This is a genomic window from Chryseobacterium phosphatilyticum, assembly GCF_002899825.2.
Taxonomy (GTDB): Bacteria; Bacteroidota; Bacteroidia; order Flavobacteriales; family Weeksellaceae; genus Chryseobacterium; species Chryseobacterium phosphatilyticum.
In genome coordinates this window covers 73,743-86,679 of the sequence record NZ_PPED02000007.1, presented here as the reverse complement: position 1 = coordinate 86,679, position 12,937 = coordinate 73,743, and the positions used below count along the sequence as shown (strand labels likewise).

Genomic DNA, 12,937 nt, shown 5'->3' with positions numbered 1-12,937 from the left:
TTATGATACAAAAAAACAGAACCGACTTTCGGTTCTGTTTTTTTGTATTAATTTAATTAAAAATTAAAATTAAGTCTGCTGAAAATATATCTTCCGTTCTGACCAAATTGAGAAGTGGAACGGGAATAGACAAACTGATCATTATTTGCTGAAGCAGGGAGGTTTTTAGTAGGATAAATATCAAACAAATTATTTACCCCTAAAGTCAATCCGATATTTTTAGTAAACTGATAGGCTACAGAAATATCGGTAATGATTTTATCTCCTATTTTCTGGTGCTCATCAAAACCAATAATCCCGTCTCCGTTTACATCAAGAACATCCGCGCCTGTCACTTTTCCAAAATAGGTATTTCTAAGATAGAAGCTTGCGTTCTTCCATGTCAGCGTATGAGAAAGGCTCGCCTTTACTCTCGGTACGGCCTCTTCCAGATAGACTCTTGATTTTTCAGAGAAATATACCTTTTCAAGTTCCGGAGCTTTTAAAAGTCCCGAAGAGTGAATATCCCCCACCTGTTTGGTCTGGTTAAGATTGATGGCAAAATTGTTATCCAGTTTGATCCCTGAAAATCTTGTATTATGAGAAATTACCACATCCAATCCCTTTGTTTCTGTGTCAATAGCATTGGTAAAAAACTGTGCTGCATTCACACCCAGCTGTTCATAAACCTTTTTAGCATCATCAGGTACACTTGCCTTTAAAAACTGGTCGGTAAGAAGGATTCTGTTGTCTATCCTTGTAAAATATCCATCAGCGGTAAATGTCAAATTAGCGGATGGAATTTTATAGGTAAAACCTACACTTGCTGATTTTGATGTTTCCTGCTTTAGTTTTGGTATTCCCAGTAACCCTGCTACCTGTGAATCATTACTGAAAGTTCCCACCTCCAGCAGTTGACCGTTCGGAAGCTGAGGCGAAGTTACAAACAACGTAGAGGTTACATTATAATAAATCTGGTGAATAGATGGTGCTCTGAATCCTGTAGAACCCGCCAGTCTTACATTAAAATTGGGTGCTACTTTAATTCTTGATGCCAGTTTATAATTGAAAGTAGAACCGAAATCCGAATAATTTTCATATCTCGCGGCAGCATCTACCAAAAGCCAGTTGGTAAAATTAAATTCAACATCTGCATATGCCGCTACAGATTGTCTGTTTTTATTCACTGCATTTTCAGGTCTGAATCCACTGAATACCTGTGAACCACCCGGAAGTGCTGCTCCGAAGAAGTCGGTAGGTCTCTGGGAATTTCCATTCCATACATTTCCAAAAACATCATAAGTTGCATAAGAAGCTTCTTCTCCGGCAGTCATTTTAAAATTTTCAAAACGATGCTCTCCTCCAAAAGCTACATTCAATCCTTCCCATACATCATACTTTTTAGAGAAATCTAAATTGATGGTATTTTGGGTAAATCTTAAACCTCCGGCATTAAATTCCTTTGGAGAAGCAAATCGCAAAGAAGTATTTCCTGTATTTCCTATATTATACGTAAAGGCATTTTGCCCAAAGGTATTGCTAAAGTCGATATGCCAGCCGTCCCATTTTCCTTTAATTCCTGCTGCTAGTGAGATATCCTGAATATCTGTACTGATCTGCGGAAGATAACCATCAGGGTATAATGCTGTAAATGTTCTGCTTTCACTAGGCCGTCTGTAAAATCCACCTGAAGTACCATGTCTAAGGCTATATCCTCCAAAAGTATACACTTTCCAGTCCTCACTTACAGGAACTTCAGCATTGATAAAAAGCTGGTGATTATTTAATTTAGACTGCCCTACCTGCATATTAAAATCTTTTCTTGTCTGACCTCTGTATGCCAGTTCCTGATCCGTAAAGTAATTAAGCTGATCTCTGGTAAAACTTCCGGATTTTAAAACATTTTGTAATGCTGAAATAGTATTTGCTGTCTGAATATCATTCTGCAAGGTCGGAGAGAAATAGCTTACATTCTGAGCATACTGATGGATATAGTTGATCAGTTGCTGGGAATTCGGAGTATTTCCGATATTATTAAAAAGTGAAGAAAGATTTACTCCATCATTGAGTGCACGTCGTTCAATGGCATTATAAGCATTATAAATAGGGGCGCTTTCTGTTCCTGCTCTGTAGGTAGGGTTTCTGAATTGAGAAGACCAGGTAATATTGAAAAAACCTCCTTTGGTTCCTATTTTATTTCCGTAATTCAGATCCAGCTGAATATTTTGTCCGTCAAAATTACCGGTATGGTCATTGGCTGCCGGAGTTAGATTTCCCCCATAGCTGATCTGTCCTGCCAGTTTTCCCGTCTCTCTTTTAAGTTCGAGATTCATTACCCCTGCAATGGCATCAGAACCATATTGTGCTGCAGCACCATCTCTTAAGACTTCAATTCTGTTTAAAGCAAAAGATGGAATGGCATTCAAATCAGTTCCTACGGTTCCCCTCCCCGGTGTTCCGTTTACATTGACCAGTGCAGAAGTATGTCTTCTCTTTCCGTTCATCAGCACCAATACCTGATCAGGTCCTAATCCTCTCAACTGTGCAGGATCCAGGTGATCAGTACCATCTGAATTGGTCTGAATCGTAGATGTAAAAGAAGGTGCTATTGCATTCAGGATCTGCCCGATATTACTTTGTGGTAAAATCACTGAGGATTCTTTTATATTGAATACATCCACAGGGACAGGACTGTCTGTTTTAGATCTTGCCCCTGCTCTGGATCCCAAAATCACCACTTCTTCTACAGTATTTGTTTTTACAGTGTCCTTTTTTTCTTTTATGTTATCTTTCTCCTGCCCAAAGGTATATACCCCGAGGAAAAACAGGACAGAAGCCGAAAGAATAGTTTTTTTATTTCTCATATAGTTTAGAATTTGATTAAACATTTATGTTTTTACAAGCTGCAAATGTAAAACTTATTCATTAGTCTACAAAATTAATAGACTTTGTTTTATAAAAAATAATTATCGTTTCTTTCTATTCCCTCTATTAAAGTTAATTCTTTTGGAATAAACTATTGATATTTTATAAAAAAAACGGATTCAAAAGTTGAATCCGTTTTTTTTTATTATAGAGTTTATGTTTAAATCTTAGTTAATTTCGCATACTTTAAAATCAGGTTCTTTTCCCCTTCATGTATGAAAATCACTTTTGCTTTGATATTCTGAGGATCAGTTCCGTCCAGGAAGGAAACTTCACCAATTCCAAAACGGTCGTGTCTTACTTTATCTCCCACTTCAATATCCTGAGAAGAAGCGCCACTTGGATTGATAATTTTAGCAGTACTGACCGGTTTTAGTTTTCTTACTTCCGGGGCAGGTTTAGCATTATCACCTCTTTCGATGGTCTTTTTCTCCACTTTTCTAAAACTTTTCATTTCAGAAGGATGTTCATCAAAAATATTGGATTTTACACCGGCATTATTGATAAATCTCTTTTCCAGAACCGGATTAAGGAATTCAATATATTCATCATCAATCTCACTTAAGAATCTTGAAGGTTCTGCATCGGTAATTTTCCCCCATTGGAAACGGGAGACCGCATAAGAGAAAAACACTTGTTTTTCTGCTCTGGTTAAAGCCACATAGAATAATCGTCTTTCTTCTTCCAAATCTTCTCTGGTAGCAGAACTCATAAAACTTGGAAAAAGATTTTCCTCAAGACCTACCAGATGAACCACCGGAAACTCCAATCCTTTTGAAAGGTGAATTGTCATCAGTGAAACCATATCATCTTCAAGATTCTTATCCTGTGTATCTGCAGAAAGAGCAATATTTTCAAGGAAATTAGAAAGGCTCGGGTCCCCGTCTTCTAATTGCATTTGTTCTTCTATGAATCCCTGCATAGAGTTCATCAATTCCTGTACGTTTTCTACTCTGGAAATCCCTTCCGGCGTTTGATCATCTTTCAAAAATTTGATCAATCCGCTTCGTTTTGCTACTTCCATTGCGACACTATAAGCAGTATCCGTTTTTAACAAAACCTGAAAAGCCTTGATCATCGACCAAAAGTCATTCAGTTTATTTAAAACCCCATTATTAAGGCCTAATTGAGGAGCATACATCGGAAGATTATCCAACACTTTTGAAACAGAAATATTTTGAGCATCAGCAAATACGATCAATTTATTCTGAGTGGTGTCTCCAATACCTCTTGCAGGATAGTTGATAATTCTCATCAAGGCTTCAGAATCATTTTCATTGATCAGAAGGCGAAGGTATCCGATTAAGTCTTTTACCTCTTTCCTCTGATAGAAGGAAAGTCCTCCATATACCTTGTATGGAATATTTTTACGTCTTAAAGCATCTTCAAATGCTCTGGTCTGAGAGTTTGTTCGATATAAAATAGCGAAATCACTGTACTTTCTCTGATCCCTGTTGCGAAGTTCCCAGATATTTCCGGCTACAAAATTGGCTTCATCAGCATCAGAAAGAGAACGGTAAATTTTAATTTTATCCCCTTCTTCATTATCACTGAACACATTTTTCTTGAACTGCTGTAAGTTTTTCGCAATAACAACATTTGCTGCATTCACAATATTCTGGGTGGAACGATAATTCTGTTCCAGAGATACTGTTATAGCATCCGGATAATCTTTTTTAAAGTTTAAAATATTGTAAATATTTGCTCCACGGAACGAGTAAATAGACTGAGCATCATCACCTACCACACAGATATTTTCAAATTTCGAAGCTAAAGCTTTTACAATAAGATATTGTGAGTGGTTGGTATCCTGGTACTCATCCACCATAATATATCTGAATCTATCCTGATATTTTGCCAGTACTTCCGGAAAACGGGTCAATAGTTCATTGGTTTTCAATAGCAAATCATCAAAATCCATTGATCCGTTTCTAAAACAGGCATCAACATATCTCTGATAAATTTGCCCTATAAATTTCATGTTCGCCTTTTCATCAGCTTCCATCAATTCCGGGTTGTTGAAATAGGCTTTTACTGTAATCAGGTTATTTTTGTAGGTAGATATCCTTGCCTGAACCTTCTTCGGTTTATAAAGATCAGCATCAATATTCATGTCTTTCAACACTTTTTTGATTACATTTAATGCATCCTGCTGATCATAGATGGTAAAATTGGAAGGATAACCCAGATAGTGAGCTTCAATTCTTAAAATCCTTGCAAAAACCGAGTGAAATGTTCCCATCCAAAGGCTTCTTGCATTACTATCTCCCACCACTTTGGCAATACGTTCTTTCATTTCACGCGCTGCTTTATTGGTAAAGGTAAGAGCCAGGATATTGAAAGGATCTATTCCATTGTGTATTAAATGGGCAATACGCATGGTAAGTACACGCGTTTTTCCTGAACCTGCTCCTGCAAGCACCATCAGGGGCCCTTGTAAAGAGGTAACGGCTTCATATTGTGATTCATTGAGTCCTTTCAAATAGTCCATACTGCAAAAAAATTTGGGAACACAAAATTAATGTATTCAGAGGAGAATTCAAACTTTGATAAGAGAAGTTAGAATTTTACAGATGAAAATCCGATGAGAATCTCATATAAAAGAGCCCTCAGAAAGGAGCAATCCCATCAACGACTTTAAATCCTGAAATTGAAAAAGTGTATGGGTCATTCGTTATTTACCTGTCCCATTCTCAACTTTCAATTTTCAACTTCTAAAAGCTTCTTCTGTAACATTTAATTCACTTTTCCTACTCATTAACAAACAATTTCTAACTCTATGAAAAAAAGACTTCTTTCTGCTGCTGCCGTGGCTTTCTTCGGGCTCATGCTGAATGCACAGCAAATCAAATTCGAAGAATATGACCTTCCGAATGGTCTTCACGTAATTCTTCATCAGGATAATTCGGCTCCGGTAGTCACCACAGGGGTCATGTATCATGTGGGCGCCAAGGACGAAGTAAAAGGCAGAACCGGGTTTGCACACTTCTTTGAACACCTTTTATTTGAAGGAACTCCTAATATTAAAAGAGGTGAATGGTTCAAAATCGTCTCTTCCAACGGAGGGCAAAACAATGCCAATACGACCAACGACAGAACCTATTATTATGAAACCTTTCCGTCCAACAATGAACAGCTTGGATTGTGGATGGAATCCGAAAGAATGCGTCATGCTGTAATCAACCAGATCGGAGTAGATACACAGAGAGAAGTAGTAAAGGAAGAAAAAAGATTGAGAATGGATAACCAACCCTATGGAAATCTTTTCCCAACCATTCAAAAAAACCTTTTCACCAACCACCCATATAACTGGCCTACCATAGGTTCTATGGAAGACCTGAACTCTGCCAAGCTTGAGGAGTTTCAGGCATTTTATAAAAAATATTACATTCCAAACAACGCTACTTTAGTGGTAGCGGGAGATATAAAACCTGAGCAGACCAAAAAATGGATTGAAGAGTATTACGGAGCGATTCCGAAAGGAACTGTTTATCCGAAAGACTTTCCTAAAGATGCTCCCATTACTCAGGAAAAAGAAGTTACCGCAACTGATCCGAATATTCAGCTTCCGGCTTATGTCTTTGCTTACAGAACCCCTGCTAACAAGGAGAAAGATGCTTATGTTTTAGATATGCTTTCTTCTTATTTAAGCAATGGTAAATCATCTGTATTATACAAAAAGTTGGTAGATCAGGAAAAAAAGGCACTTCAGGTAGCTGCATTTAATCAAGGGCTTGAAGACTACAGTATTTTTGCATTCTTTGCAATTCCGATGGGACAAACTACGAAACAGACTTTGCAAGCTGATATTGATACCGAGATTAAAAAGCTTCAAACCACTCTTATTTCTGAAGAAGATTATCAAAAACTTCAAAACCAGTTTGAAAATCAGTTTGTGAATCAGAATTCAAGTATTCAGGGCATTGCTGCTTCTTTAGCCACCAATCATGTATTGATGGGAAATACCAATCTTATCAACAAGGAAATTGACATTTACAGATCAATCACAAGACAAGATCTTCAAAATGCGGCTAAAAAGTATCTGAATTCCAACCAAAGAATCATTATTAACTACGTTCCTGAGAAAAAATAATTTTACCCATGAAAAAGCAATTCACCTATATAGCAGCGGCATTTTTATTTGCAGGAATGCTTACCGCACAAAAAACAGATATTAATGCAATGCCAAAACCGGGACCAACTCCTGCCATTAACATTGCTAAACCCCAAACCTTCCGGCTCAATAACGGGCTTACGGTAATGGTTGTTGAAAACAATAAGCTTCCCAGAGTAAATACTACTCTTTCCATGGACAGACCTCCTTATTCAGAAGGGAACATTACGGGAGTAAGTTCTATTATGGCAGACCAACTTGAAAACGGAACGATGAACTTAAGTAAAGATGAGTTCAACAAAAAGGTAGACTTTTTAGGTGCTAACCTTAATTTCAGTTCCAACGGAGCATCTTCTAACTCTCTTTCAAAATACTTTCCTGAGGTTTTGGGACTAATGGCTGATGCTATTATTAATCCAAAATTCTCTGCTGAAGAAATTCAGAACTCAAAAGAAAGAACAATAGAAGCCTTAAAAGCGGATGAAAAAAATGCTTCCAATATTGCTTCAAGAGTCTCTAAAGCCTTGATATATGGAAAAAACACCTCCAGAGGGGAGTTTGAAACCATTGAATCAATCAACAAGATCCAATTGGCAGATGTTCAGAATACGTACAACAAATATTACTCACCTGACAATGCTTATTTGGTCATTGTAGGAGACGTAAAATATGATCAGGTAAAACCATTGGTTGAAAAAGCTTTTGGAAGCTGGAAAAAATCCAACACCAAATTTGCAGCATTAGAACCAGCTTCCAATCTAACCAAAACGGAGATTAATGTGGTTGATGTACCTTCAGCAGTACAATCAGTCTTATCTGTGAGCAATCTGAATACTCTCAAGATGAAAGATCCCAACTACTTCGCCGCAACAATAGCCAATTATATCCTTGGCGGCGGTGGTGAAGCCAGATTATTCATGAACCTTAGAGAGAAAAACGGATTTACTTACGGAGCCTATTCAGGGATGAGCACAAGCAAATACTCTCCCGGATTCGCCGCTCAAACAAGTGTAAGAAATGAGGTAACAGATAAGGCTGTAAAGGAAATGATGAACGAACTTAATGCTATTTCTACTGTAAAACCGGAAGAACTGGCAAATGCTAAAGCAAAACTGAAAGGGGCTTTCATCATGTCTTTGGAAAAACCTGAAACGATTGCAAAATTTGCCCTCAATGAAAAAGAACAGGATCTTCCGGCTGATTTCTATACCAACTATCTTAAATCTATTGACAAAGTAAGTGCTACAGATGTATCCAATGCTGTCAAAACAACGATTTTGCCAAATCAAAGCAGAATCTTCATCGCCGGTAAAGGAGCTGAAATTTCTGAAGGTTTGGAAAAGCTGGGTTATCCCGTAAAATATTTCGATAAAGAAGCCAATCCTGTTACAAAACCTGTCGGCCAGAAAATTGACGCTAATGTAACAATTGGTTCTGTAGCTGATAAATACATCAGTGCTATCGGAGGCTTAGCTGCTGTTCAGAAAGTAACTTCAATCACAGCTGATGCGACCACTAAAGTTCAGGGAATGGATATGAGCATGAAGCTTGTTCAGGCGAAAGGAGGGAAAATGATGATGGAAATGAAAATGATGGGCAACACCCTTCAAAAAATCGTTTTCGATGGTAAAGATGGTTATATGGAAGGACAGGGCCAAAAAAAATCATTGAATGACAAGCAAAAGTCTGCAATGATAGAGCCGGAGCTTTTCCCGGAGTTAACTTTTGCAAAATCAGCAGACTTGAAGTTGGCAGGAATCGAAAAGTATAACAATGAAGATTCTTATGTTGTGAAAAGCTCTAAAAACACGTATTACTACAGCGTGAAGACAGGATTAAAAACAGGTGAAATAAAGGCAGGTGAAGGGGCCTCTATCCCAACAAGCTTTGCAGATTATAAAGATGTATCGGGTGTGAAACTTCCATTTACCATCATCCAGAATATGGGTGGAATGGACATCAATATGGCGGTACAATCTTATAAGCTTAATGAAGCTAAGGATTCCGATTTTAAATAAGAAATATACATTATCTATAAGAAAGGGCTGTCTCAGAAATGAGATAGTCCTTTTTTTGAAAAATTATAACTCAGAGTTCCTGATATTATTTTATATAGCATAGCAAAAATAATACACTAAGATTTCATCTGTGATAAAATGCTATTATTCTATTCTCGCAGATCGCACAGATTTCGCAGATATTTGTAGAAGAGTCAGTATTATCTCCCTAACCTCTGCGAGAATTTATAACTATTCCAGGGAGTCTGACAATTTTTGATTTTCTTTAGGTCGTAAAGCATTTTTTTTAAAGCTCATTACCATCTTACGTTTTCCAACTCATGAAAATAGCACCTGAAACCCTATCGCAACCCTATTTTTACCATAAAATCATTGTCTGATTGCTAAACTTTTGTACTTAATACATATTTACCTGCATCTTTCTTTGCCGTTCAGTAAAAAAAGATTAAATTTGCCCATTCAAAAAGATATCAGAATTAATGGATACTATATTTACACTATTGATGGTTCTTATTATGATTGCCAGTATTTTGTTGGTAATTATTGTTATGGCTCAAAACCCTAAAGGAGGAGGTCTTTCAAGTACTTTTGGAGGAGCATCACCTGCTCAGTTTGGAGTACAGAGAACCAATGATTTCATGGAAAAAGCAACATGGACTCTAGGCGGAACTATCATCGTTCTTATCCTTATAAGCGTTGTGATTACAGGTAAACCATCACAAGTGGCACCTACTCCTAAACAACCCGTGAAGCAAGAAGCTCCGGCAAAACAGACGGCTCCGGCTTCTTCTACAACAACCACTACTCCGACTACTACACCAGTAGTACCGGCTAAATAAGAAGATGATCATCAGATATATTTAAAAAAGCAGCTCAAATTGAGTTGCTTTTTTTTTTAATAGGTATTTCAGTTATTTTAATTTGATTTTTTCAATCTTGTGGCGAAGTTGCAGACCAGCCTTCAAAAATGAATATTGCATCGGTTTTGTTTTCTTATAATATTTATCAATAAAAATCTGCATTGCCCCATAAAACCTGTTCAGATAGACTTCATCTTTAATGGTACTTTCTCCTTTATGATGAAGTATAGAGACTTTACCATAATAGTAATTTTTATAGCCATTTCTTAAAAGAGTGTAGCAAAGGTCAATATCTTCTCCATACATAAAATAAGTTTCATCCAGCCCCCCTATCTTTTGGTAAACCTCATTCCTGATCAGTAAAAAAGCACCAGTCAGTACTTCCACTTCTGCAATAGCGTCTTCCTCAATATCATTTCTGTAATAAGACTTGGAATTATTTTTCTTAAAATTAGTGAACAGTTTTTCAAAAGAATTGAACATATCCGGAACCGAACGTTTACTTTCCGGAAGGAAAATTCCTTGCGCATCATGCATTCGTACCCCCATACCTCCAAAATCAGAATGGGAACCGGCAAAATCCAAAAGATCCTTCATATAAAATCCTTCCAGCTCAGTATCGGGATTTAAAAGTAACAAATATTCGCCTTTTGCATTTTGTATAGCCTGATTATTGGCTTTTGAAAAACCTCCGTTAATTTTGGAAGAAATAAAATGAACGTCCGGAAATTCCGGAATAAGATCTCCCCATGAGCTATCTGTGGAAGCATTATCAATCACAATTACTTCATACTCTATCTCCCTGATATATTTTTGAAGAGATAAAAGACAGTTTTTGAGTAATCGGGTAACGTTATAATTAACAATAATAACTGACAGCTTCATATTAATCCTTTTCGTTGTAAGGTAATCTGTTGATGATAGATCTTCCTAAAGAGATTTCATCTGCATACTCCAGCTCATCTCCTACCGAAATTCCCCTTGCAATACTTGAAAAATTCACATCAAAATTTTTAAATTTTTTGTAAATATAATAAGCAGTAGTATCTCCTTCCATAGTGGCACTCAGAGCAAAAATTAATTCTTTTGCTTTACCTTCATTTAATTTTCTTTCAATACTGGGAATATTCAATTGCCCGGGGCCTACTCCTTCCATAGGGGAAATTTTCCCACCCAGAATTAAATATTTTCCGGTATATTTTCCGGTATTTTCTATGGCAATAACATCCCGAACATCCTCCACAATACAAATCAGTTCGCCATTTCTCTTTTCATTACTGCAGATTTCACAAATCTCAAAATCAGAAAAATTATGACATTCTTTACAGTATTTTATTTCGTTGACAAGATTAATAAGGGAATTTCCAAGGCTTATTGCTCTGGAACTGGGTTGTTTCAATAAATGTAATGCTAATCTTAACGCAGTCTTTCTTCCTATTCCCGGCAATCCTGAAATCTCATCAACTGCTTTTGCCAAAACTTTACTCGGATAATCCATAGCTACAAAAATAGACATTATAGTTGAAAATTACCTGTTGAAAATGAAAACAAAAACATGATAATCTATAGTAAATAATAAATCATTTTTACCTCAGTATGTAGGTACCTCCTGGAAAAAATTAGTATAGGAACAGCAAAAAGCCGTCATTGACTTTATCACAATTGTCATTTCAAATCATCATTTATGTTCAATCTCTTGCCGCAAATCTATGATCTACTTTTTACAATGTCTCAATATGATAATTTAATCTTTTCATAGTAACTTCTATACCATATAATTCTAAGAAAACCTTTATATTTGCCGCTCGAATTAAATATGAAAAAAATAAACTAACATGGTACTTAACAATCTAAATTATCCTCTGGATTTCAAATTCAAAATCACTACCTTAGCAAGTGACTTCAACATTACAGACAAGAATGGGAATTATGTAGCCTATGTACGTCAAAAAATGTTCAAGCTGAAGGAGGATGTCATTGTTTTCAATGATGAGAGCAAATCTAAGGAGCTTTTCAGAATCAAAGCTAACCAATGGATTGACTTTAATGCGTCATATTCATTAAATGATATTGTTGATAATAAAAATTTCGGCAGATTAGCTAGAAAAGGAATGCGTTCTATCTGGAAAGCAAGCTACGATATCCTTGATGCCAAAGATCAGCCTAAATTTAAAATTCAGGAAGATAGTGCATGGGTAAGATTCTGGGACAGTTTTGTAGGAGAACTTCCCATCATCGGAATGTTTACAGGATATTTCCTGAATCCTTCCTATACAGTAACCGGTATTGATGGAAAAGCTTATTTTAAATTAAAAAAAATGCCTTCATTCTTCGGAAGAAGATTCCAGTTGGATAGATTAATTGACATTGATGATGAGGAAGAAAGCTTGGTAATCCTTTCATTATTAATGATGACTCTTCTGGAAAGAGCTAGAGGTTAAAAAAATAAAACCACAAACAAATGAAATACCTTATTATTTTCTTTTCTGCGTTTCTTTTAATAGCCTGTAAAAAGGAAAAAGAAACAGTTGCGGGCTCCACTCCCGGAGATTCTTTAAATATTGTTAAAGACTCCGCAACGACTCCCCCTTCAACCGGAAAAATTTTCATCGAAACCATTCCCTTTCCCAAAGAAATTAAAGAATGCTCATGTTATTTTGCCAGGAACAAAGCTGATTTTGAAGCCGAAAAATACATCTATGCTGATGATGCCGGAAAAACTGCTTATATGAAACTGGATGGTAAAAGACTGGTTATGAATCTTATTTCATCAAGTGATATGGAAGTAGACGAAGAACTGACCAAAGAAATCGAAAGTAATGATTACAAAATATCTGTAAAGGGTAAAAAAATAAAAGGCGAAGAAGCTTTATTATTTGAAGGTACCCTGACCATTGAAAAACCAGATGGCAGTGTTGTCACGATCCCGATCTATGGAGAATGTGGATGTTAACAACTAAAAGTGAATAAGCTGATTCAAAAGTTTACTTATTCATACTTTATAACTCATAAAAATGCTTCTGTATCCTACGGAAGCATTT

General features: G+C 36.5%; 9 protein-coding genes. 5 read left to right on the top strand and 4 right to left on the bottom strand.

From position 1 onward, the window contains the following. Positions 1-56: 56 nt before the first annotated feature. Both C1631_RS21735 and C1631_RS21730 read right to left on the bottom strand, forming a co-directional pair. Positions 57-2,843, bottom strand: coding sequence for a TonB-dependent receptor plug domain-containing protein (locus tag C1631_RS21735; RefSeq protein WP_185144691.1), 2,787 nt, complete (start codon positions 2,841-2,843; stop codon positions 57-59). 221 nt (positions 2,844-3,064) lie between these two features. Further along, positions 3,065-5,395 (bottom strand): ATP-dependent helicase, encoded by a 2,331-nt coding sequence (locus C1631_RS21730; protein WP_109714186.1) that lies wholly within the window; start codon positions 5,393-5,395, stop codon positions 3,065-3,067. A gap of 288 nt (positions 5,396-5,683) precedes the next feature. On the opposite strand from C1631_RS21730, the gene C1631_RS21725 reads away from it, so the two are divergent. From C1631_RS21725 to secG, 3 genes are all read left to right on the top strand, one after another. Next, positions 5,684-6,997: a M16 family metallopeptidase gene (locus tag C1631_RS21725; RefSeq protein WP_103248046.1), complete on the top strand. Its 1,314-nt coding sequence runs from the start codon at positions 5,684-5,686 to the stop codon at positions 6,995-6,997. Positions 6,998-7,005: 8 nt separating this feature from the next. Beyond that, positions 7,006-9,036, top strand: coding sequence for a M16 family metallopeptidase (locus C1631_RS21720; protein WP_109714185.1), 2,031 nt, complete (start codon positions 7,006-7,008; stop codon positions 9,034-9,036). 479 nt (positions 9,037-9,515) lie between these two features. Next, entirely contained in the window at positions 9,516-9,875 is a 360-nt protein-coding gene (gene secG / locus C1631_RS21715; protein WP_109714183.1) for a preprotein translocase subunit SecG, read from the top strand. A gap of 72 nt (positions 9,876-9,947) precedes the next feature. On the opposite strand, the gene C1631_RS21710 is transcribed toward secG, so the two are convergent. Then, positions 9,948-10,787, bottom strand: coding sequence for a glycosyltransferase family 2 protein (locus C1631_RS21710; RefSeq protein ID WP_109714181.1), 840 nt, complete (start codon positions 10,785-10,787; stop codon positions 9,948-9,950). Beyond that, on the bottom strand, positions 10,783-11,394 hold the full coding sequence (gene recR / locus C1631_RS21705) for a recombination mediator RecR (protein ID WP_103247750.1): 612 nt from the start codon (positions 11,392-11,394) through the stop codon (positions 10,783-10,785). Before recR ends, C1631_RS21710 begins: the two co-directional genes overlap by 5 nt. A gap of 337 nt (positions 11,395-11,731) precedes the next feature. Between recR and C1631_RS21700 the strand changes: the two genes are divergently transcribed. After that, a complete protein-coding gene (locus tag C1631_RS21700) occupies positions 11,732-12,337 on the top strand; it encodes an LURP-one-related/scramblase family protein (RefSeq protein WP_103247748.1) in 606 nt (201 codons plus the stop codon). Between the two features lie 20 nt (positions 12,338-12,357). Next, on the top strand, positions 12,358-12,849 hold the full coding sequence (locus C1631_RS21695; RefSeq protein WP_103247747.1) for a hypothetical protein: 492 nt from the start codon (positions 12,358-12,360) through the stop codon (positions 12,847-12,849). Positions 12,850-12,937: the final 88 nt, after the last annotated feature.

Excerpts from the sequence above, each read along its gene's own strand:
- secG (WP_109714183.1), top strand. The coding sequence starts at position 9,516 with ATGGATACTATATTTACACTATTGATGGTTCTTATTATGATTGCCAGT.
- C1631_RS21700 (WP_103247748.1), top strand. The coding sequence starts at position 11,732 with ATGGTACTTAACAATCTAAATTATCCTCTGGATTTCAAATTCAAAATC.
- C1631_RS21720 (WP_109714185.1), top strand. The coding sequence starts at position 7,006 with ATGAAAAAGCAATTCACCTATATAGCAGCGGCATTTTTATTTGCAGGA.
- C1631_RS21730 (WP_109714186.1), bottom strand. The coding sequence starts at position 5,395 with ATGGACTATTTGAAAGGACTCAATGAATCACAATATGAAGCCGTTACC.
- C1631_RS21725 (WP_103248046.1), top strand. The coding sequence starts at position 5,684 with ATGAAAAAAAGACTTCTTTCTGCTGCTGCCGTGGCTTTCTTCGGGCTC.
- C1631_RS21695 (WP_103247747.1), top strand. The coding sequence starts at position 12,358 with ATGAAATACCTTATTATTTTCTTTTCTGCGTTTCTTTTAATAGCCTGT.
- recR (WP_103247750.1), bottom strand. The coding sequence starts at position 11,394 with ATGGATTATCCGAGTAAAGTTTTGGCAAAAGCAGTTGATGAGATTTCA.
- C1631_RS21735 (WP_185144691.1), bottom strand. The coding sequence starts at position 2,843 with ATGAGAAATAAAAAAACTATTCTTTCGGCTTCTGTCCTGTTTTTCCTC.